This window comes from Streptomyces sp. NBC_00094, from assembly GCF_026343125.1.
In the GTDB taxonomy this organism is placed as follows: domain Bacteria; phylum Actinomycetota; class Actinomycetes; order Streptomycetales; family Streptomycetaceae; genus Streptomyces.
The window spans coordinates 2892623-2915045 of sequence record NZ_JAPEMB010000001.1 but is presented as its reverse complement, the minus strand read 5'-3'; the positions used below and the strand labels follow the sequence as shown (position 1 = coordinate 2915045).

Below are 22423 nucleotides of genomic sequence, written 5' to 3'. Positions count from 1 at the left end.
ACCCCCATGCCGATACTCAGCCGCCCCGCCCTTGTCGAGCACCTCGTCCGCACCCGGATCGCGGGAGACGTCGCCACACCGCGCGACAACAACCTCTCCCACTACAGAAAGCTCGCCAACGGCGACCGGCACTACTGGCTCGGCCTGGAGCTCGGCGACCGCTGGGTCGACGAGCAGGACGTCCTCGCCGTCATGGCCGAGCGCTGCGGTGTCGTCGACGACCCGGCCCACCGGACCGGCCAGGACACCATCGACCCCGAGCTGACCGTCGACGGACTCGACCGGATGGCCGCCCGGCTGCGCAAGGCCGCCGCCGGCAAGGAGCGGGTCCTCTTCGCGACCGGTCACCCCGGCGCGCTCATCGACGTCCACAGCCGGGTCGCCGCCGCGCTGCGCGCCCAGGGCTGCGACATCGTCCGCATCCCCGGCGGGCTGATCGCCGACGAGGGGTACGTCGTGCAGTTCGCCGACGTCGCCGTCTTCGAGCGCGGCGCCTCCCTCTGGCACACCCACTCCCCGGAGCCGATGAACGCGATCCTCGACGCGCTCGGCGAGGACGGGCGCCCCGACCTGGTGATCGCGGACCACGGCTGGGCCGGGCGCGCGGGCCAGCGGGGCATCGACTCCGTCGGGTACGCGGACTGCAACGACCCCGCCCTCTTCATCGGCGAGGCCGAGGGCACGATGCAGGTCACGATCCCGCTCGACGACCACGTCGTCGACCCCCGCTTCTACGAGCCGATGACGGCCTACACGCTGGACGCGGCGGGCCTGTCCTGACGCTCGTCCCCCTCGGCGGAAACACGATCAACTCGCACAACCATCAACCCTCTTCGCATGTCTGATCGAGCGGTACGCGTCGCCGTGCGCGTACCGCTCGCCGCATCAGGAGGGACTTCCTTGGCTTCCGCACGCACCACCCGTCGCCGTCTCGTCGCCGCCGTCGCCACCGTTCTGGCCGTGACGGCCGGTGCCGGCGTCCTGGCCTCCCCCGGGGCCGTGGCCGCGCCCGTCTCCACGCCGGCCGCCGCCGCGGCCGCCGAGGCGAACCTGCCCGTGGACGCCGAGATCGCCGGCACCGGCGACACCGGCTACCTCACGTCCCGGAAGGACGACGCCGGCAACACCGTCCTGGAGTGGCACACGTACGCCGACGGCTCGGTGACGCCGATCAACACGGGCACCATGGGCCACGACAGCAACTCGGACTTCGTCGTGACCAGCAACGGCGGCAGCTCGGTCTTCATACGGGACATGAAGGCGGGCTCCACCTGGTCCACGTACTTCGACATCATGTCCGAGTTCAAGCCCGGGGCGAAGCTCGTCGGCGTGGTCGCCGACAACCTCTACGTACGCGTCCCGACCACCGGGGACTACCACGAACTGTGGTCGCTCGCCCGGGTCAACGGCATCACCAAGAAGACGAAGCTCACGTCCAGCTTCTACGGCCTGGACTACAAGGTCGTCGCCTCCACGGGGCGCAACCTGCTGGTCCTGGGCAGTGAGCGGGTGCACACGCACACGGGCCCCCGGACCGACACCTGGGGGGCGCTCACGAGCGTCGGCAGCGGCACGGTCATCGACTGGGAGGGCAGGTGGGGCGCCGGCACGTGGAACCAGGACTCCTCGGGCGCCCTCACCGCCGACTACAGGGCGTGGGTCGAGAACAAGGCCGGGGCCGTCGAGTTCGTCGTGAGCGGGCCGTTCACCAGGCGACTGCCCATGACCGGCGCCATGAGCGGCGCCGTCATCGCCGGCATCACCGGGGACACGCTGCTGTACGGGATTCCGGGCCAGGCGGCCGACGAGTCGCGGAGCCCGCTGTACGCCCTCGACCTCAGCGTCCCCACCGCCGTGCCGTACAAGCTCCTGGAGGACTACTCCAGCGTGGCCCACGCGCCGGACGGCAGCATGCTCGTGCGGGGCGCGACGGCCGCGGCCGACGGGCTGTTCCGGATCCGGGAGGGCGCCGACGGCGCCCCGAGCGCCACGCTCGTGGCCGACACGGGCCTGATCAGGGCCGTCGAGATCACCGCGTCGAACGTCCCCACCGCGGTGAGCCTGGAGAAGCCGGGCAGCACGGTCCCGATGGCGTGGACCCTGTCCCGGGGGAACGCCACCGTGGCGCTCACGCTCACGCACGCGGCCACCGGCAGGAAGCTCACCCGGAGCCTGCCGCAACCCGCCTCCGCCGACAGTCCCTTCACCTTCACCTGGGACGGCGTGCTGGACGGCGTCAGCGCCCCGAACGGCGGCTACACCTGGAGCGTCACCGCCACCCCCACCGACGGCGTCGGCGGCCCGGCGACCGCCTCGGGCGGCTTCCAGGTCTCGCGCCAGGCCAACCCGCACGACTACAACGACAACGGCTCGACGGACGTCCTCGCGCGGGACGCCGCCGGCGTGCTGTGGCGGGACGACCTCTTCGACTGGCCGTCGGGCGGCAAGGTCACCACCGCCAAGCGGACGAGGCTCGGCGCCGGCTGGCAGGTGTACAACCAGATCGAGGCCGCGGGGAACCTCGCGGGCGCCCCGGCGGGCGATCTCCTCGCCCGCGACGGCGCGGGCGTCCTCTGGTCGTACCTGGGCAAGGGCGACGGCACCTTCGCGACCCGCATCAGGATCGGCCCCGGCTGGCAGATCTACAACAAGCTCGCCGCCGGCAGCGACGTCACCGGCGACGGCCGCTCCGACCTCCTGGCCACCGACACCTCCGGCGTCCTGTGGCTCTACAAGGGCACCGGCAGCTGGTCCGCCCCCTTCACCGGACGCACCCGGGTCGGCGCCGGCTGGCAGGGCTACCACCAGATCACGGCCGTCGGCAACGTCGCCGGCGGCGCGGCCGGCGACCTCGTCGCCCGCGACGCCGCGGGCGTCCTCTGGCTCTACCAGGGCAACGGCGCGGGCAACTTCACCACCCGGGTCAGGATCGGCGCCGGCTGGAACGGCTTCACCCACCTCGTGGGCGGCGGCGACGTCACCGGCGACGGCCGCCCGGACCTGATCGCCTACGGCCCGAACGGCGCGGCCGTCTACCGCGCGACCGGTTCGACGACGACCCCGTTCGCGGCCCAGGCGACCACCCTGTACGCGGGCGAGGGCGCCAAGTTCAACAGCGTCGCCTAGGCCGGGTCCTGCGGCTTCTCCCGACGCTGGGTCCGGTGCTGGTCCAGGCCCGGCGTCGGGTCCAGGTAGACCCGGCGGATCGCCGGGAAGCGCTCGCGGAGCTGGGCCTCGGCGTCCTCGCAGGCCCACTCGACCTGCTCCGCCGAGGCCACGTCCCGGAAGTCGACCTTCGCGGCGACCAGGACCTCCGAGGGGCCCTGGATGAGGGTGGTGAGGTCCATGACGTCCACGATGTGCGGGACGGTGAGCAGCTCCTCGCGGACCTCGTCCCGCATGTACCGGGGCAGGGGGCGGCCGATGAGGAGTTCGGCGTTGGAGCGGCCGAGCACCCAGGCCACGTACACGAGCAGGAAGCCGATGAGGATCGAGGCGACGCCGTCCCAGACGCCGGAGCCGGTGATCTGGGCGCCGAGGAGGCCGCCGGCCGCCAGCATCAGTCCGGCCAGGGCGGCGGAGTCCTCCATGACCACGGCCTTGACGGTGGTGTCGGCGGTGAACCGCAGGTAGCGGGTGAGAGGGGCCTTCATCCGTTCCGCCTCGGCCTGGACCTGCTTGACGCCGGTCCGCAGGGAGTAGCCCTCCAGGAGGAACGAGACCCCGAGGACGATGTACGAGACGAGCGGGTCGCCCAGCTCCTCGCCGTGGACGAGGGTGTGGATGCCGTCGTAGATCGAGAAGACCGCACCGCCGACGAAGGTCGCGACGGCCGCCAGCATCGCCCACACGTACCGCTCGCCCGCGTATCCGACGGGATGGTCCTCGTCGGCCGGCTTCTCGCTCCGTTTGAGCGCGGTGAGCAGCATGACCTCGGTGACGGTGTCGGCGACCGAGTGCGCGGCCTCCGACAGCATCGCGCTGGACCCGCTGATGACACCCGCGACGGCCTTGGCGACGGCGATCCCGAGGTTCGCCGCCGCCGCCACGATCACCGTGAAGGTGCTTTCGCCGTTCTCCGCCATGATCGGACGGTATGTCCGATCATCAGCGCGGGACGCGAACGACACCCTCCTGGATGACGGAGATCGCCAGCTTCCCGTCCCGCGTCCAGATCCGGGCCTGGCCGAGGCCGCGTCCGCCGGAGGCGGAGGGGGACTCCTGGTCGTACAGGAGCCATTCGTCGGCCCGGAAGGGCCGGTGGAACCACATCGCGTGGTCGAGGGAGGCCCCGACGACGTCCCCGACGGCCCAGCCGCCCCGCCCGTGCGCGAGCAGGACGGAGTCGAGCAGCGTCATGTCGGAGACGTAGGTCGCCAGGCAGACGTGCAGCAGGGGGTCGTCGGCCAGTTTGCCGTTCGTACGGAACCACACCTGCGAGCGCGGTTCGCGCGGCTCCCCGACGGAGCCCCACGGCGGGGTCTCGGCGTACCGCAGGTCCACCGCGGCCCGCGCCTCGACCAGCCGGTTCGCGACCTCCGCCGGCAGGTGCCGGGGGAGCATCTCGGCGGCCGTCGGCAGCGACTCCGGGTCCGGCGCGGCCGGCATGTCCGCCTGGTGGTCGAGCCCCTCCTCGTACGCCTGGAAGGAGGCGGAGAGGTGGAAGATCGGCTGCCCGTGCTGGACGGCGACGACCCGGCGGGTGGTGAAGGAGCGGCCGTCGCGGATCCGGTCGACCGTGTAGACGATCGGCGCGCCCGGGTCCCCGGGGCGCAGGAAGTACGCGTGCAGGGAGTGTGCGAGCCGGTCGTCCGGTACGGTCCGGCCCGCCGCGAGCAGCGCCTGGGCGGCCACCTGGCCGCCGAAGACGCGGGGCACGACGGCGGAGCGGGACTGTCCCCGGAAGATGTCCCGCTCGATCTGCTCCAGGTCGAGCAGATCGAGCAGGGCATCAAGGGGGTCGTGCGTTTCGGGCACCTGGACTACAGGCCCATCGACTTCGCGATGATCGTCTTCATGACCTCGCTGGTGCCGCCGTAGATGCGGTTGACGCGGTTGTCCGCGTACAGGCGGGCGATCGGGTACTCGTTCATGTAGCCGTAGCCGCCGTGCAGCTGGAGGCAGCGGTCGATCACGCGGTGGGCGACCTCGGTGCAGAAGAGCTTGGCGCTCGCGGCCTCGGCCGGGGAGAGCTCGCCCGCGTCCAGGGCCTCCAGGGCGCGGTCGGCGACGGCCTCGGCCGCGTCCACCTCGGCCTGGCAGGCGGCCAGCTCGAACTTGGTGTTCTGGAAGGAGGCGACCGTCTTGCCGAAGACCGTGCGGTCCGTGACGTACTCCTGGGCGAACCGGATCGCGGCCTTGGCCTGCGCGTAGGCGCCGAAGGCGATGCCCCAGCGCTCGGACGGCAGGTTCTGACCGAGGTAGTGGAAGCCCTTGTTCTCCTCGCCGAGCAGGTCCTCGACCGGGACCTTGACGTCGACGAAGGCCAGCTCGGCCGTGTCGGAGGTGCGCAGGCCCAGCTTGTCCAGCTTGCGGCCGATGGAGTAGCCCTCGGACTTGGTGTCCACGGCGAAGAGGGAGATGCCGAAGCGGCGGTCCTCGGCCGAGGGGGCGGACGTACGGGCGCAGACGATCACGCGGTCGGCGTGCACGCCACCGGTGATGAAGGTCTTCGAGCCGTTGAGGACGTAGTGCGTGCCGTCCTCGGAGAGCTTGGCGGTGGTCTTCATGCCCGCGACGTCGGAGCCGGTGCCCGGCTCGGTCATCGCCAGCGCCCACATCTCCTCGCCGGTGACGAACTTCGGCAGGTAGCGCTTCTTCTGCTCGTCGGTGGAGAGCATCTTGATGTAGGGGAGGGCGAGCAGCACGTGCACGCCGGAGCCGCCGAAGGCCACGCCCGCGCGCGAGGTCTCCTCGTACAGGACGGCCTCGAACTTGTGGGTGTCCAGACCGGCGCCGCCGAACTCCTCGGGCACGTTGATGCCGAAGATGCCCAGCTCACCGAGCTTGTCGTAGAACTCGCGGGGCGCCTGGCCCGCCGCGAACCACTCGTCGTAGACGGGGACGACCTCGGCCTCGATGAAGGCGCGGATGGTCTCCCGGAACGCCTCGTGGTCCTCGTTGAATACGGTACGGCGCACGGTGCGTCTCCTCCGGTGTGCGGGCGGGCCCAGTTGTCTAAGCGCTTGCTCAGTCTGTCTTCAACGAAGTTACCCACCGGTCACCCACCCTGTCCAGACTCCTCGCCTGTGATCCAGGCCCGCCCCACGGAGTCGTACCCGTACACGGGCCGCCCCTTCGCCCCGCTCGTCCGAAAGGGCACGCCGTCCTCGTCCCCGATCCGGACCGTGCCCCGGCGCCCCTCCGAGCTCCACTCCAGCTCCAGGTACCAGCGGCAGTCGCACCCCGCCGCCCCCGCCGAGACCAGCAGCTCCTCCGGCTCGGCGGCGCTGACCGCGTACGGGAAGGAGACCGCCGGGAGCGTCCGGCCCTCCTCCCCGGAGGCGTCGTACCCGTCCAGCGCCCGCGCCACCGGCCGCGGCCGGTCCAGGTCCACCTCGAAACGGCGCGGCGTCACCGCCCCGCCGCACCCGTCGTCCATCCGGTACGCCGCCCACGGCAGCGGCGCGCCCCGCTCCACCACCCGCACGTGCAGCGCCTGGAGTACCACCGCCGCCGCGCCCTTCCCCTGCACCGACACCCGCACCAGCGTCTCCCCGCCGTCCACGGCCCCCTGCGCCGCCGCCCAGCTCCGCGCGTCGGCCGCCTCCGGCGGGGGAGAGGGCGTCCGCTCCACGAGGTAGGTGTGCCCGCACCCGTTCTTCCAGAGGTCCGAGGCGACCGTCCACGTCAGCGGCGCCGGTGGTTCGGCGGCCCGCTCCCGGGTCTTCCCGGGCAGGAGTACGGCTCCGAGCGTCACCGTCCCCACGACCGCCAGCGCCCCGCCGACCACGCCCACCCACCCCCACCGGCGCCTCCGCCGCTCGGACGGGAGGCCCGGCACGCGCGCGTGCACGGGTTCCAGCTCGGGCTCGGACGCGGGCTCCGGGGCCGGCTCGGACGCGGGCTCCGGGGCCGGCTCGGGCTCCGGCGCCGGCTCGGGCTCCGGCGCCGGCTTCGGTTCCGGGCCGGGCTCCGGCACCGCATCGGGCTCGGGCTCCGCGTCGGGCTCCGGCACCGGAGGGCGACGGGTGCGGTCCGCGCGGCTCCAGGCCATCTCCAGGGCCCGCCGCTGCTCCTCGTCCGCCCCGCACAGCAGGGCGAGGCGGTCGACCACGGCGAACTCCTCCGGGACGGTCGCGCCCGAGCAGTAGCGGTGGAGGGTGGACGCGCTGACGCTCAGGCGCCGGCCCAGCGCCTCGTAACTGCGCCCGTCCCGCGCCTTCAGCGCGCGCACGAGCCGCGCGAACTCCTCGACGGCGGCGTCCTTCGGCATTCCATCCCCCTCGACCCTGCGTCCCACGCTTCATGTCCTTGCACGTCAGCGGGGGTGGGATGGTTCCGGGACGGGTGGAGGGCGCGTCGCCGTTGCCCGGGGCGGGCGGGGGCCCGACGCTGGTGGAAGCACTGACCGAACGACCCGACGGGGGATCCACCACCATGAACAAGCTCCGTACCGCATGCGCCGCCACCGCCGCTGCCGCCCTGGGCCTCGCCGCCCTCGCCACCGCCCCGGCGCAGGCCGCTGTCCAGCCCGCCTTCCTCGCCGCCTCCCAGATGCCGCCGTCGTCGACGCCGTGGACCGCCACCCAGGTCTTCACCGGCATCCCGGAGAACGGCGGCGCCCTCTGCGCCCCGTACAAGATCCCGGCGCAGAACACCCGCTACCGCGAGTTCAGCACCGAGCTCGACACCAACGGCGTCCAGATCACCACCGTCGCCCGCACCGAGGCCGACGCCGTGAAGCTGGTCGACACCCTCCGCAAGGCCCTCGCCGGCTGCGGGCCCCTGCTGGAGCGGCAGAACCCGGGCCTGCACGCCGTCAGCGCCTCCCACGGGAAGCTCGCCGTCGAGGAGGGCGCCTGGGTCTACAGCCTGGACACCGCCGACCCGCAGATCGGCATCACCGACATCCACCTCTTCTCCGTCGGCCGCGACGGCCGCACCGTCACCCTCGTCCGCTGGGGTCAGATGGGCGACTTCAAGGACGCCCCGCTGACCGCCTTCCGCACGACGACGAAGACCGCCGTCAACAAGCTCTACTGACCCGGGGGCTCCCCCAAGGGCTGACCACGGCTCCGCAGCGGCGAGGCCGGAACCTGGGCGCGCCGCTGTCGTGCCCACGGATCCGGTTCCGGGCTACACCGTGCCGAGGGCGAACCACAGCTCCATCCGGACGTCCGGGTCGTCCAGGTCCCGGTCCAGGAGCCGGGCGCAGCGGGCGATCCGCTGCCGGACGGTGTTGCGGTGGATGTCCATCGCCGCCGCCGTCCGGTCCCAGCTGCCGTGCAGGGAGAGCCAGACGCGCAGGGTCTCGGTGAGCGGTTCGGCGAGCGGGGCGAGGAGGGTGCGGGCGTACGCGGCGGCCTCCGCCGGGTCCACGAGCCCCGCGAAACCGGCGGGGCGATGCCGGGCCAGGGGAGTACGGGACGCCTCCGCGCGCCGCAGGGCCCGGGCCGCGCCGGTGTCGGCCGCGGCGAGCTCCCGGGCGTCGGCGGGGGCGGAGACCCCGAGCGTCCACCCGGACCGGGGCTCCGGGGCGGGCGCGGAGGCGGGCAGGAGGAGCCGTACGGTCCGGCCGGCCCCGGGTGCGGCCGCCGCCCCGGCGTCCGTCGCGCCCGCCCCCGCGCCCGTTCCTGAGCTCGTCCCCGCGCCCGTGTCCACCAGCGGTGTGCCGAGCGCCGCCGCCAGTGCCGCCGCCGCGAACGGGGTGCCGTCGCCGCCGCGTGCGTGGACCACGGTCCACGGGCCCGCGCCCAGCGCCTCCGCGACCTCCGCAGGGGCCGCGCCCAGGAGCAGCCGGACCAGGGACCCGTCCCGTACCGTCGCGTCCGCGCCCCGGTGCGGGGCCGTCAGGAGCGAGAGCAGGACCACCGCGACGCCCGCGATCGTGTGGTCGCCGGGCCCGCGCCGCTCCGTCGCCACCCCGAGCGCCAGACCGTCCCCGCCGCCCAGCGCGTACGCGGCGAGCCGCCGCCCGCCGCCGTCCCCGCTCGCCGAGGCCGGGCCCCCGGGGACGAGGACCCCCACGAGCTCGCGCAGCGCCCGCGCCGCCTCCGCCGGGACCTCCCGGCCGGCCGCCGCCGACTCCGTACCGTCCGCCCCGAACAGCACCGCCCGCCCGCCGAGCCGGGACGCCAGCGCGCCGAGCACCGCCGGGACCGGGGACGGCCGGGCCGCGGCCGTCGCCAGGGCCTGCTGGGCCTCCGTCACCCGGCGCAGCTCGTGCAGCCGGGCCTCCGCCATCAGCCGCCACAGCGCCCGCGCCACCGCCGTGAACGGGGTCCGCGGCGGCACCTCGACCAGCGGGAGACCGTGGAGCGCGCACGCCTCGACGAGCTCCTCCGGGACCGTGTCGTACACCGGCGTCACGCCGAAGCCGAGCGCCGCCGCCCCCGCCTCCACCACCCGCTCGACGTACCGCGCCGGGTCGGTGAGCTGGACGCCCGCCGTCATCAGCAGCTCACCACCGAGGAGGTACGGGTACGGGTCGGCCATCTCCGAGGTGTGCACCCAGTGGAGGGAGACGTCGTCCGGGCCCGCCAGGAGGCGCAGGCCCAGCTCCTTGCGGGCGAGCAGCGCGGCGAGCGGGACCGGCGGCGCGGGAGGGGTGGAGGTGGCCTCCGGTACGGACACGGCGATGGACCCTTCGTACACCCCCGTGCCGAACAGTGGAGGAAACGTACACTTCAACGGTGGTCTCCGGCCACCTACTGTCGAGAGCACCGGGGCCACGGGCGGACCCCGACCGATCCACCTCAGGAGGACCCGACCATGAGCAGCAGCGACACGAACACCCCGCGCGGCCCGATCGACTCGTCCCGCATCCCGCGGTACGCCGGTCCCGCGACGTTCGCGCGGCTGCCGCGGCTCGACGAGGTCGGCACCGCCGACGTCGCCGTGGTCGGCGTCCCCTTCGACAGCGGCGTCTCCTACCGCCCCGGCGCCCGCTTCGGCGGCAACGCGATCCGCGAGGCCTCCCGCCTCCTGCGCCCCTACAACCCGGCGCAGGACGCCTCCCCGTTCGCCCTCGCCCAGGTCGCGGACGCCGGTGACATCGCCGCCAACCCGTTCAACATCAACGAGGCCGTCGAGACGATCGAGGCCGCGGCGGACGACCTGCTCGGCTCCGGCGCCCGCATGATGACCCTCGGCGGCGACCACACCATCGCCCTGCCGCTGCTGCGCTCCGTCGCCAAGAAGCACGGCCCCGTCGCCCTGCTCCACTTCGACGCGCACCTCGACACCTGGGACACGTACTTCGGCGCCGAGTACACCCACGGCACCCCGTTCCGCCGGGCCGTCGAGGAGGGCATCCTCGACACCGAGGCGCTCTCCCACGTCGGCACCCGCGGCCCGCTCTACGGCAAGCAGGACCTGACCGACGACGAGAAGATGGGCTTCGGCATCGTCACCTCGGCCGACATCTACCGCCGCGGCGCCGACGAGGTCGCCGACCAGCTGCGCCAGCGCATCGGCGACCGCCCGCTGTACATCTCCATCGACATCGACTGCCTCGACCCGGCACACGCGCCCGGCACCGGCACCCCCGAGGCCGGCGGCATGACCTCCCGCGAGCTCCTGGAGATCCTGCGCGGCCTCTCCTCCTGCAACCTGGTCTCCGCCGACGTCGTCGAGGTCGCCCCGGCCTACGACCACGCCGAGATCACCGCCGTCGCCGCCTCGCACACGGCGTACGAGCTGACGACGATCATGTCCCGCCAGATCGCCGCGAGCCGCACGGCAAACTGACCCCGGTGGGTTGTGCCCACCCGTTCCGCCGGGGCGGAACGGGTGGGCACAACCCACCCACCGGGCCGCACCCGCCCACCGAGCCACGCCCAAGGGGACCTGTTCATGACCCACGACCACGACCTGGTCCTGCGCCCCACGCCGGCGCAGACCGAGGCCGCCCTGAACCCGCCCCCCGGGCGGATCGGTGGCGACCTCGTCGTCGAGACGCTCGCCGGGCTCGGCGCGACCACCGTCTTCGGCCTGCCCGGCCAGCACGCCCTCGGCATGTTCGACGCGCTGCGCCGTTCCTCCCTGCGGTACGTCGGGCTGCGCGTCGAGAACAACGCGGGCTTCGCCGCCGACGCGTACGGCCGGATCACCGGCGAGGCCGCCCCGCTGCTGCTCTCCACCGGCCCCGGCGCGCTCATGTCGCTCGCCGCGCTCCAGGAGGCGGCCGCCGCGTCCGCGCCGGTCCTCGCGATCGGCAGTCAGATCCCCGTCGCCGGGCTCGGCGGCGGCCGGCACGGCTACCTCCACGAGCTCCGCGACCAGCAGGCCTCCTTCCGGGACGTCGTGAAGTCCGTCCACACGGCCCGTACGCAGTCCCAGATCCCGTCCGCGATCGCGGCGGCCTGGGAGTCGGCGCTCACCGCGCCGCACGGCCCCGTCTGGGTCGAGATCCCGCAGGACGTGCTCCTCGCCGGGACGAGCCTGCCGGTGGTCACCGCCATGGACGCGACGCCCGAGGAGGCCGCCCCGCGCCCCGAACTCACCGCGGTCGCCGCCGACCTGCTGGCGAAGGCCGCCCGGCCCGCGATCATCGCGGGCGGCGGAGTCGTACGCTCCGACGCCTCCGGCAAGCTCCGGGCGCTCGCCGAGCGGATCGACGCGCCCGTCGTCACCACCTTCGGCGGCAAGGGCGCCTTCCCCTGGACCCACCCGCTCTCGCTCCAGTCCTGGCTGGAGGACCGGCACACCACCGACTTCCTGGAGGACGCCGACGTCCTCCTCGTCGTCGGCTCGGGCCTCGGCGAACTCTCCTCGAACTACCACACGTTCGCCCCGCGCGGCCGGGTGATCCAGATCGAGGCCGACGCGGGCAAGCTGGAGTCCAACCACCCGGCACTCGGCATCCACGCGGACGCCCGCCTCGCCCTGCAGGCGCTCCTGGAGACGGTCGACGAGCGCCGGGACACGACCGCCCCCGAGCGGGTCTCGGCCGTCCTCACCAAGGTGCGGGACCGGATCGCGGCCCAGGACCTCGGACTTGAGCAGCGGATCGTCGCCGCGGTGCGCGAGGCGCTCCCGGACCGCGCCCCGAGCTTCTGGGACATGACGATCCTCGCGTACTGGGCGTGGTCGGCCTTCGACGCCCGGCACCCCAACACCATGCACTCCGCGCAGGGCGCCGGCGGCCTCGGCTACGCCTTCCCCGCCGCCCTCGGCGCGGCCGTCGCGGACCCGTCCCAGCCGGTCCTCGCGGTCTCCGGCGACGGCGGCGCGATGTACTCGATCGCGGAGCTGGCCACGGCGCGGCAGTACGACCTGGACGTGACCTGGCTGATCGTCGACGACGGCGGCTACGGCATCCTCCGCGAGTACATGACGGACGCCTTCGGCGAGACCACCGGCACCGAGCTCACCCGCCCGGACTTCGTCGCCCTCGCCGAGTCCTTCGGCGTCCCGGCGACCGGTACGACCCCGGAGACCCTCGCCGCCGACCTCGCGAAGGCCCTCGCCACCCCCGGCCCGTCGGTGGTGGTCCTCCCGGCCCTCCTGCGGATGTTCGAACCGACGCACCTCTGACGGGGGAGGGGCCACCCGGCCGTCCGCTACGCACCGTGACCGACGGTGGCCCTTTGCCCCTTGTTGACCGCCTCGCGCGGGCATATTCTGTGGACATCTGTGGTAGTTCGCGGAAAGTGGCGCATTCCACGTGACTCCATTCCGTCACCTTTCCGAGGTGAAACCTCATGCGACGCCATTCCTTCCTCCTCGTGCCCGCCTCCGTGGCACTCGGCATCGTGGGCTTCCTCGCCCCGAGCGCCGGAGCCGTGAGCGCGCACTTCGTCGGCACTCCGACCGTGACCACCTCGGGCAGCAGCCTGACGGTCAAGGGCAAGGAGGCCGGCCTGGGGAACCAGCAGTCCGTGAACATCTCCGTCACCGCCGACGCCCAGTGCATCAACCGCGGTGGCAACAACCCCGACGCCGGCAACAAGCAGGCCACCGGTGGCGGCGGCACCTTCCCCGTCCAGAACGGCAAGGCCAACTTCTCCGTGACCGTCACCGCCAACTTCCAGCCCAAGTGCAGTCCTCCGATGACCCTGGTGTGGAGCAACGTGGTCGTCACGGACACCGGCAACGGCATCTCCGTGACCCTGTCCGGTCCCTTCTAGTCCCTTCCCTTCTCTCCGGCCCCTTCCGGCCACCATCCCTCTCCGGCCCGGCGCCCCGTGACCCCGGGCCGGAATTGTTGCGGCGGGATGAAATCGCACGTCGCCCGTGTTGGGCCTTCCGGTAGAGCAGGACGAACGGGAGGCCACTCGTGGCGGCGGTCGGGGAGAATCAGCAGGGCTGGGCGCGCAGGCTCACCGGGTACGCCTGGCGGTACAAGACCAACGTGGTGCTCGCGCTCGGGTCGTCACTCGTCGGCATGGCCGTCCTCGCCCTCGTGCCGCTCGTCACCAAGGTGATCATCGACGACGTCATCGGGACGAAGACCCGGGACCTCGGCGTCTGGACCGGGCTCCTCATCGGCGCCGCCGTCCTCGTGTACGTCCTCACCTACGTACGCCGCTACTACGGCGGCCGCCTCGCCCTCGACGTCCAGCACGACCTCCGCAACGACATGTACGGGACGATCACCCGGCTCGACGGGCGGCGGCAGGACGAGCTGTCCACCGGGCAGGTCGTGGGGCGGGCCACGAGCGACCTGCAACTCATCCAAGGTCTTCTCTTCATGCTCCCGATGACGATCGGGAACATCCTGCTCTTCGTCATCTCGCTGGCCGTCATGGCCTGGCTCTCGATCCCGCTCACCCTCGTCGCGCTCGCCGTCGCCCCCGCCCTCTGGTTCATCGCCAAGCGCAGCCGCACCCGTCTCCACCCGGCCACCTGGCACGCGCAGCAGCAGGCCGCCGCCGTCGCCGGGGTCGTCGACGGGGCCGTGACCGGCGTCCGGGTCGTCAAGGGCTTCGGCCAGGAGGACCAGGAGACCGGCAAGATCCGCGAGGCCGGGCGGAAGCTCTTCGCCGGCCGACTGCGGACGATCCGGCTGAACTCGAAGTACACCCCCGCCCTCCAGGCCGTGCCCGCCCTCGGCCAGGTCGCGGTCCTCGCCCTCGGCGGCTGGCTCGCCTACCGGGGCCAGATCACCCTCGGCACCTTCGTCGCCTTCTCCGCCTACCTGGCCTCCCTCGTCGGCCCGGTCCGAATGCTCGCGATGGTCCTCACCGTCGGCCAGCAGGCCCGCGCGGGCGTCGAGCGGGTCCTCGACCTCGTCGACACCGAGCCGGTCATCCAGGACGGGACGAAGGAGCTCCCGGCCGACGCCCCGGCGACCGTCGAGTTCGACGAGGTGAGCTTCTCCTACCAGGACGGACGCCCCGTCCTCGACGGTTTCTCCCTGGAGATCCGCTCAGGCGAGACCGTCGCCGTCGTCGGCTCCTCCGGCTCCGGCAAGTCGACCGTCTCCCTCCTCCTGCCGCGCTTCTACGACGTCACGCACGGCGCCGTCCTCGTCGGCGGCCACGACGTCCGCGAGCTCACCCTCGACTCGCTGCGCGCCGCGATCGGGCTCGTCCCCGAGGACTCCTTCCTCTTCTCCGACACGGTCCGCGCGAACATCGCGTACGGCGCCCCCGACGCCACCCAGGAGCAGATCGAGACCGCCGCCCGCGCCGCCCAGGCCGACCGGTTCATCGCCGAGCTGCCCGAGGGGTACGACACCAAGGTCGGCGAGCACGGCCTCACCCTCTCCGGCGGCCAGCGCCAGCGCGTCGCGCTCGCCCGCGCGATCCTCACCGACCCCCGGCTCCTCCTCCTCGACGACGCGACCTCCGCCGTCGACGCCAAGGTCGAGCACGAGATCCACGAGGCCCTGAAGTCGGTCATGGCGGGCCGTACGACCCTGCTCATCGCCCACCGCCGCTCCACCCTCGGCCTCGCCGACCGCATCGCCGTCCTCGACGGCGGGCGGCTCTCCGACATCGGCACCCACGAGGAGCTGGAGGAGCGCTCCGCGCTCTACCGGCGCCTCCTCACCGACCCCGACGAGCTGGGCGCCGTCTCGCCCGGCCACGTGACCCCGGCCGAGCTCCCCGAGGACGCGACGCTGCGGGCCGAGCTCGACGCCGAGTTCGACGCCGAGCGGGGCATCACCCCGACCCTGTGGGTACGGGACGCGAGCGCCGCCGAGGAGAGCCCCGAGCCCGGGGCCACCCCCGAACTGCTCGCCGCCGTCGAGGCCCTGCCGCCCGCGAACGACACCCCCGGCATCGACGAGGCCCGCGCGGTCTCGCCCGAGGACACGTACGGGCTGCGCCGTCTGCTCCGCGGCTTCGGTGCCCCGCTGCTCATCAGCCTCGGCCTGGTCGCGCTCGACGCGGGCGCAGGCCTGCTGCTGCCGGTCCTGATCCGGCACGGCATCGACGAGGGCGTGAACCGGCTCGCGATCGGCGCCGTCTGGGCGGCCTCCGCGCTGGCCCTGGTCACCGTGCTCGTCCAGTGGGTCGCGCAGACCGCCGAGACCCGGATGACGGGCCGTACCGGCGAGCGGGTCCTCTACGCCCTGCGCCTGAAGATCTTCGCCCAGCTCCAGCGGCTCGGCCTGGACTACTACGAGCGCGAGCTCACCGGCCGGATCATGACCCGGATGACCACGGACGTGGACGCCCTGTCCACCTTCCTTCAGACGGGTCTCGTCACCGCCTTCGTCTCGGTCGTGACCTTCTTCGGGATCATGGTCGCGCTGCTCGTGCTCGACCTCCAGCTGGCCCTGGTGGTCTTCGCGACCCTGCCCGTCCTCGCCGTCGCCACCTACTACTTCCGCCGGTCGAGCGTGAAGGCGTACGAGCTGGCGCGCGAGCGGATCAGCGTCGTCAACGCCGACCTCCAGGAGTCCGTCGCCGGGCTGCGGATCGTGCAGGCCTTCCGCCGCGAGCGCTCGGGCGCGGACCGGTTCGCCGAGCGCAGTGGCGAGTACCGCGAGGCGCGCGTCCGCGGCCAGTGGCTGATCTCGATCTACTTCCCCTTCGTCACCATGCTCTCCTCGGTGGCCGCCGCGGCCGTCATGATCGTCGGCGCGAACCGCATCGAGGCCGGCACCCTCACCACCGGCGCCCTCGTCGCGTACCTCCTCTACATCGACCTGTTCTTCGCCCCCGTGCAGCAGCTCTCCCAGGTCTTCGACGGGTACCAGCAGGCCGCGGTCTCGCTGAAGCGGATGCAGGAGCTGCTCCAGGAGCCGACGTCGACGGCCGCCGCCGACGTGCCCCGGGACGTGCGGTCGCTGCGCGGCGAGATCGCCTTCGAGGACGTGTCGTTCGCGTACGGCGCCGACGTCCGCGACGGGGAGGACACGGCCCTCAGCGGCATCGACCTGCGCATCCCGGCCGGGCAGACCGTCGCCTTCGTCGGCGAGACCGGCGCGGGCAAGTCGACCCTGGTCAAGCTGGTCGCGCGGTTCTACGACCCGACGGGCGGCCGGGTCACCGCCGACGGCACCGACCTGCGGGAGCTCGACCTCACCGCGTACCGCCACCGGCTCGGGGTCGTCCCCCAGGAGGCGTACCTCTTCGCCGGGACGGTCCGTGACGCCATCGCGTACGGCCGCCCCGAGGCGAGCGACGCCGAGGTCGAGGCGGCGGCCCGCGCGGTCGGCGCGCACGACATGATCGCCACGCTCGACGGCGGCTACCTCCACGAGGTCGCCGAGCGCGGGCGGAACCTGTCGGCCGGTCAGCGCCAGCTCATCGCGCTCGCCCGCGCCGAGCTCGTCGACCCGGACGTCCTGCTCCTCGACGAGGCCACGGCGGCCCTGGACCTCGCCACCGAGGCGCAGGTCAACCAGGCCACCGACCGGCTCGCGGGCCGCCGGACGACCCTCGTCGTCGCCCACCGCCTGACCACGGCGGCGCGCGCCGACCGGGTGGTCGTGATGGACCACGGCCGGGTCGTGGAGGACGGCACCCACGACGAGCTGCTCGCCCTGGGCGGCAGGTACGCGTCTCTGTGGAACACGTTCGTCGGGGAGGCGGAGGCGGAGCCCGAGCGGGTGTGAGCACCTCCCGCGCCGACGTCCGCCGGGCGGCGCTGTGGACCCGGCCCGGTGCCGAGGCCGCCTTCCTGCTGTTCGTCCTCACGACGTTCGCGTAGGTCGCCGCAGACTCCCGGAAGCAACCATTCCGGCGGCTGGCGCGTCGTACGCCCGTACGCATGAATCTCCGTACGTCCGTACGCCTGTACGTTCGCATGGCGACTCGCTCGGGAGGGGACCGCATGGCCACGGACATGCCGACGGACACGCCGCACGCACCACGCCGCCGCCACCGGCGGCTGCTCGCGCGCGCCCTCGTCCCGTTCCTCGCCGCCCTCGCCCTGCTCCTGACCCCCTGGCCCGGCCCGGGCGGCGCCACCGCCGACGCCGCCTCCGTCTGCCAGGGCCGCCCGACCAAGACCTACCGCTTCGCCACCGGCGAGCTGCGCCTCTACCGGACCCGGCACTACGCCTGCGCCGTCACCGTCGCCAAGCGGCCCGGCGCCGCCCGTCCGATGACCGTCTCCCTCCAGCCGCGCGGCGGCCGTCCCGCGGTGAAGGCCGGCCGGTTCGGCCGGCAGGCCGGTCCCGTCACCGTCCACGCCCTCAACCGCTGCGTCCGCGCCTACGGTTCGGTGGCCGGACAGGGCAAGTCCACGGGCTGGGTCCTGTGCTGACGTCCCGCTTCCTCTGCTGATGCACAGGAAAGTCCAACGGTAAGGAGCAACTGGGTCTGGCGGTCCACACGTTCCCCCCGCTAGGTTCACGACACCGTTGTGAACCAAGGGGAGGACGAATGCGCAAGTCGCTCAGATGGCTGGTGTCGCTTTCGGTGCTCATAGGCACCGTCGGCTCCACGGGCGTGGCTACCGCCGCGGACACGGAGACCGACGCCACGTCCGTCGCCGACTCGCAGAGCGCGGACGCTCAGAGCGCGGATATCAAGGACCGCATCCTGGCGATCCCCGGGATGAGCCTGATCGAGGAGAAGCCCTACGCCGGCTACCGCTACTTCGTCCTGGAGTACGTCCAGCCGATCGACCACCACCGCCCGTGGGCGGGCACCTTCAAGCAGCGGCTCTCGGTCCTCCACAAGGACACGAGCCGCCCCACCGTCTTCCGCACCAGCGGCTACGGGCTGAGCACCACCCCCAGTCGCGCCGAGCCGACCCGGATCATCGACGGCAACCAGGTCTCCATGGAGTACCGCTTCTTCACGCCGTCCCGTCCGCAGCCCGCCGACTGGTCCAAGCTCGACATCTGGCAGGCGGCCAGCGACCAGCACCGGATCTTCACCGCCCTGAAGAAGATCTACGGCGAGAACTGGCTCTCCACCGGCGGCTCGAAGGGCGGCATGACCGCCACCTACTACGAGCGCTTCTACCCGCGTGACATGGACGGTGTCGTCGCGTACGTCGCCCCGAACGACGTCGTGAACAAGGAGGACTCGGCCTACGACCGGTTCTTCGCGAACGTCGGCACCAAGGAGTGCCGCGACCGCCTGAACAACATGCAGCGCGAGGCCCTCGTCCGCCGCGACTCGCTGCAGAAGAAGTTCAAGGAGAAGTCCGACGCCGACGGCGCGACCTTCAACACGGTCGGCACCGTCGACAAGGCCTACGAGGCCGTCGTCCTCGACTTCGTCTGGGGCTTCTGGCAGTACTACGGCGAGGACGTCTGCGACCAGATCCCGGACGCGGCGACCGCGAGCGACGACACCGTCTACGAGACGATCGACGCCTACTCCGGCTGGGCCGCCTACACCGACCAGGGCCTGGACTACTACACGCCGTACTACTACCAGGCGGCCACCCAGCTCGGCTCGCCCACCATCCAGCAGCCGCACCTCGCGGGCCTGAGCCGCTACGGCTACCAGCCGGCCCGTAACTTCGTGCCGAGCTCGATCCCGATGAAGTTCCAGCCGCAGGCCATGCGGGACGTCGACAACTGGGTCCGCCGGAACGCGAACCAGATGCTCTTCGTCTACGGCGGCAACGACCCGTGGGGCGCCGAGCCGTTCCACCTCGGCAAGGGCGCGCGCGACAGCTACGTCTACACGGCGCCGGGCGCGAACCACGGCGCGAACGTCGCCGGGCTCGTCGACGCCGAGCGTGAGAACGCCACCGCCCGCATCCTGGCCTGGGCCGGCGTCTCCGCCCCGGCCGTCCAGGCGGCGCAGCCGCTGGCCCGCTTCGACGCCCGCCTCGACAAGGCGGTCGACGAGGACGTGACGCGGGAGCACGGGCTGCGCCCGTAACCTCCGCCGTTCCGCGCGGGTGTGCCCGGTGGTCCTCCGAGGACCACCGGGCACACCTGTGTCCGTCCCTCTCCTCGTCCCCCTAGCGGTACGACAGGCCGTGCCCGACCGGGTACAGCACCAGGGACGCGTCGTCCGCGCTCTGCACCGGGACGGGCAGCCGCCCCTGCGGACGGGCGCGGCCGGCCAGGACCCGGACGGCGGCCCGGAGTTCGACGTCGGTCCAGGAGTAGGAGGCGAGGGTCGCCCGCTGGCCGTCGATCCTGGCGATGTCGTACGGGTTGCGGATCGCGATCGTCACGACGGGCACGCCGGTCGCGACGAGCCGCGCGACGAGCGTGCGCTGCGGGCTGGTCGCGGTGACGTTGTACGTGCCCACGACGACCACGTCCTGGCCGGCCGCCGCCGCCACCGCCTCCTCGATCCTGGCCGCCGTCGGGGTGATCCCGGTGGAGAGCGCGGTCGCGGTGAAGCCGAGCTCCCCGAGCGCCGTCGCGAGGGTGGTGGTGGGCGGCCCGGTGGTGCCGGACGGCGAGGCGGGGTCGGCGCCGACGACGAGGACCCTGCCGTGGCCGGTGGGGCTCAGCGGCAGGAAACCGTCCTCGTTGAGGAGCAGGGTCGTGGTCCGCTCGGCGATCCGGTCGGCGTGGGCGAGGTGCGCCGCGGTGCCGACCACCCGGTCGACGCCCGCCCGGGTCACGTACGGCTGCCGGAGGAGCCCCAGCTTCGCCTTGAGCCGCAGGATCCGCAGGATCGATTCGTCGAGCCGGCTCTCCGTCAGCTCGCCGTCCTTGACCGCCTTCAGGACCGCGTTCCAGGCCACGTCGAGCTTCGGCGGGTTGAGGAGCTGGTCCACCCCGGCCTTGAGCGCGAGGACCGGGACGCGTTCGTCGCCGTACTTGGTGCGCACGCCCTCCATGCCGAGGGCGTCGGTGACCACCACGCCGTCGTAGCCGAGCCGCTCGCGCAGGATGCCGGTGAGGATGGGCCGGGAGAGGGTCGCCGGGTCCTCGCTGGGGTCGAGCGCGGGCACCACGATGTGCGCGGTCATGATCGAGTCGATGCCGGCGGCGATCGCCGACTCGAAGGGCGGGGCGTCGAGCTCGGCCCACTGGGCCCGGGTGTGGGTGATCGTCGGCAGCCCGTAGTGGCTGTCGACGGCGGTGTCGCCGTGCCCCGGGAAGTGCTTGGAGGTGGCCGCGACCCCGGCCCGCTGGTACCCCTTGACCTGCGCGGCGACCAGGCCGGCGACCGCCTGCGGGTCGGAGCCGAAGGAGCGGACGCCGATGACCGGGTTGGCGGCGTTGACGTTGACGTCCGCGACCGGGGCGTAGTTCTGCCGGATGCCGACGGCGGCGAGCTCGGCGCCCGCGATCTGGGCGGCCTTACGGGCGTCCGCGTGCGAACCGCCCGCGCCGAGGGCCATCGCCCCGGGCACCAGGGTGGCGGGCTCGCCGACGCGGCAGACGATGCCGTGCTCCTGGTCGGTGGAGATCAGCAGGGGGATCGGGTTCGGCTGGGCGAGAGCGGCCTGCTGGATGCCGTTGGAGAGCTCGGCGATCTGGTGCGGGTCACGGGTGTTGTGGGCCCAGGAGAAGTAGATGACACCGCCCACGCGGTAGCGCGCGACCAGCTCGGCGGCGGTGCGGACGCCGATCTCCTTGAGGTTGGCGTCGACGTCGGCCTGGTCGGGGGCGGTCGCGGAGTGGCCGTACACCCGCATGACGAAGAGCTGGCCGACCTTCTCCTCCAGGGACATCCCGTCGATGATCCGCTGGAGCTTCCGGTCGTCGGTCTCCGCGTGGGCGACGGGGGCGGTGACCCCCGTGACGGCGGCCGCGGCGGCTGCGGCGGTCATCGTGAGAAGGGTGCGTCGGGAGGGGGACGGGGCGGGGGAGGGGGAGGAGGACGCGGAGGGGGACGGGGCGGGGGCGCGGTGGTGCACTGATGCTCCTTCCGGCCGTGCGAGATTGAAGGAAACTTCCAAGGGGACACGGATAGCCCGAAAGTAACTGCCAGGTCAAGGACCCGCGCAGGAATGACCTGCGGAAGCGACCTCGGGCCAGAGCTCCTGGAGCGTACGGACGGCCTCCCGGATCGCCGGGCGCCGCGCCGCCCCCGTCCTCCACATGGCGTGCAGCCGACGTGTCGGCACCGGGTCGAGACGGACCGGCGTCACCTCCGGCGGCAGCTCTCCGCGGCCGAGTCGAGGGGCGAGCGCGATGCCCAGACCGGCCGCCACCAGGGCGACCTGGGTGTGGTTCTCCTCCGCCTGATGGACGATCAGCGGCTCGGACCCCGTCGCCCGCAGCGTCCGGGTCAGCCACGTGTGGCAGACCGTCCCCGGCGGCTGCGAGATCCACCGCTCGGCCGTCAACTCCTCCCGGCGCACCGACTCCCGTACCGCCAGCGGGTGGTCCCGGTGGACCAGGACGTCGCACAGGTCGTCGCCGACCGCCGCCCGCTCGACACCCGGCGGCGTCGCCAGCGGGGCGATGTCCCAGTCGTGCACCACGGCCAGATCGATCATGCCCCGCGCGACCAGATCGATCGAGAGGTGCGGGTCCACCTCCGACAGGCGGGCGTCGAGGTCGGGGTGGCACCGGGCCAGCTCCGCGAGCGCCCGGGGCATCAGGCCACGCGCCGCACTCGCGAAGCAGCCGATGGTCAGCCGCCCGGACGGCAGCCCGCGCCGCTCCTCGATCCGTACCTCCGCCTCCTCCACGAGGGCCAGCAACTTCTGTGCGGTGTCCGCGAGTTGCAGGGCCTCGTCGGTGAGCCGGATACCACGGCCACTGCGTTCGAGCAGGGTCGTACGGGTCTCGCGCTCCAGCTTCGCGATCTGCTGCGAGACCGCGGACGGGGTGTAGCCGAGGGCGGTGGCGGCGGCGCCGACACTGCCGTGGACGGCGACGGCGTGGAGGGCGCGCAGACGGCCGAGGTCCAGCACGGAGGGCTCCCGTCGAGGGCGAGGAGGATGAAGAGTTGCTTCATCCCATCATGAAGGAATCCGT

The 22423-nt window shown here is 72.9% G+C and carries 16 protein-coding genes; 9 read left to right on the top strand and 7 right to left on the bottom strand.

Annotated features, from left to right (window positions below; all coding sequences use genetic code 11):
* The first annotated feature begins 6 nt into the window (after positions 1 to 6).
* Together OG580_RS12495 and OG580_RS12490 are read left to right on the top strand one after the other, a co-directional pair.
* Positions 7 to 780 (top strand): phosphatase, encoded by a 774-nt coding sequence (locus OG580_RS12495; RefSeq protein WP_267043741.1) that lies wholly within the window; start codon positions 7 to 9, stop codon positions 778 to 780.
* Positions 781 to 900: 120 nt separating this feature from the next.
* Complete coding sequence (locus OG580_RS12490; RefSeq protein ID WP_267043740.1) at positions 901 to 3126, top strand: FG-GAP-like repeat-containing protein; 2226 nt, start codon at positions 901 to 903, stop codon at positions 3124 to 3126.
* Here the strand turns inward: OG580_RS12490 and OG580_RS12485 are convergent.
* From OG580_RS12485 to OG580_RS12470, 4 genes are all read right to left on the bottom strand, one after another.
* Positions 3123 to 4085, bottom strand: a complete 963-nt coding sequence (locus OG580_RS12485) for a cation diffusion facilitator family transporter (RefSeq protein WP_267043739.1) — start codon at positions 4083 to 4085, stop codon at positions 3123 to 3125. The genes OG580_RS12490 and OG580_RS12485 overlap by 4 nt on opposite strands.
* 22 nt (positions 4086 to 4107) lie before the next feature.
* Positions 4108 to 4977 (bottom strand): acyl-CoA thioesterase II, encoded by an 870-nt coding sequence (gene tesB, locus OG580_RS12480; protein ID WP_267043738.1) that lies wholly within the window; start codon positions 4975 to 4977, stop codon positions 4108 to 4110.
* Positions 4978 to 4982: 5 nt separating this feature from the next.
* Complete coding sequence (locus OG580_RS12475; protein WP_267043737.1) at positions 4983 to 6140, bottom strand: acyl-CoA dehydrogenase family protein; 1158 nt, start codon at positions 6138 to 6140, stop codon at positions 4983 to 4985.
* Positions 6141 to 6220: 80 nt separating this feature from the next.
* Positions 6221 to 7435: a helix-turn-helix transcriptional regulator gene (locus OG580_RS12470; RefSeq protein ID WP_267043736.1), complete on the bottom strand. Its 1215-nt coding sequence runs from the start codon at positions 7433 to 7435 to the stop codon at positions 6221 to 6223.
* Between the two features lie 164 nt (positions 7436 to 7599).
* Between OG580_RS12470 and OG580_RS12465 the strand changes: the two genes are divergently transcribed.
* A complete protein-coding gene (locus OG580_RS12465; RefSeq protein WP_267043735.1) occupies positions 7600 to 8205 on the top strand; it encodes a hypothetical protein in 606 nt (201 codons plus the stop codon).
* 93 nt (positions 8206 to 8298) lie between these two features.
* Here OG580_RS12465 and OG580_RS12460 read toward each other — a convergent pair whose 3' ends face one another.
* Entirely contained in the window at positions 8299 to 9795 is a 1497-nt protein-coding gene (locus tag OG580_RS12460) for a PucR family transcriptional regulator (protein WP_267043734.1), read from the bottom strand.
* A 138-nt stretch (positions 9796 to 9933) separates the two neighbouring features.
* On the opposite strand from OG580_RS12460, the gene speB reads away from it, so the two are divergent.
* The 6 genes from speB to OG580_RS12430 all read left to right on the top strand — a co-directional run bounded on the left by speB (position 9934) and on the right by OG580_RS12430 (position 19409).
* Positions 9934 to 10911, top strand: coding sequence for an agmatinase (gene speB / locus OG580_RS12455; RefSeq protein ID WP_267043733.1), 978 nt, complete (start codon positions 9934 to 9936; stop codon positions 10909 to 10911).
* A 105-nt stretch (positions 10912 to 11016) separates the two neighbouring features.
* On the top strand, positions 11017 to 12699 hold the full coding sequence (locus tag OG580_RS12450) for a thiamine pyrophosphate-binding protein (protein ID WP_267043732.1): 1683 nt from the start codon (positions 11017 to 11019) through the stop codon (positions 12697 to 12699).
* A 167-nt stretch (positions 12700 to 12866) separates the two neighbouring features.
* Positions 12867 to 13292 (top strand): hypothetical protein, encoded by a 426-nt coding sequence (locus tag OG580_RS12445; RefSeq protein WP_267043731.1) that lies wholly within the window; start codon positions 12867 to 12869, stop codon positions 13290 to 13292.
* A gap of 149 nt (positions 13293 to 13441) precedes the next feature.
* On the top strand, positions 13442 to 17176 hold the full coding sequence (locus OG580_RS12440) for an ABC transporter ATP-binding protein (protein ID WP_267043730.1): 3735 nt from the start codon (positions 13442 to 13444) through the stop codon (positions 17174 to 17176).
* A gap of 218 nt (positions 17177 to 17394) precedes the next feature.
* Entirely contained in the window at positions 17395 to 17829 is a 435-nt protein-coding gene (locus OG580_RS12435; protein ID WP_267043729.1) for a hypothetical protein, read from the top strand.
* 119 nt (positions 17830 to 17948) lie between these two features.
* Complete coding sequence (locus tag OG580_RS12430; protein ID WP_267043728.1) at positions 17949 to 19409, top strand: S28 family serine protease; 1461 nt, start codon at positions 17949 to 17951, stop codon at positions 19407 to 19409.
* An 82-nt stretch (positions 19410 to 19491) separates the two neighbouring features.
* Here OG580_RS12430 and OG580_RS12425 read toward each other — a convergent pair whose 3' ends face one another.
* On the bottom strand, positions 19492 to 21267 hold the full coding sequence (locus tag OG580_RS12425) for a glycoside hydrolase family 3 protein (protein ID WP_267043727.1): 1776 nt from the start codon (positions 21265 to 21267) through the stop codon (positions 19492 to 19494).
* A 162-nt stretch (positions 21268 to 21429) separates the two neighbouring features.
* Complete coding sequence (locus OG580_RS12420; RefSeq protein WP_267043726.1) at positions 21430 to 22359, bottom strand: LysR family transcriptional regulator; 930 nt, start codon at positions 22357 to 22359, stop codon at positions 21430 to 21432.
* Positions 22360 to 22423 lie beyond the last annotated feature (64 nt).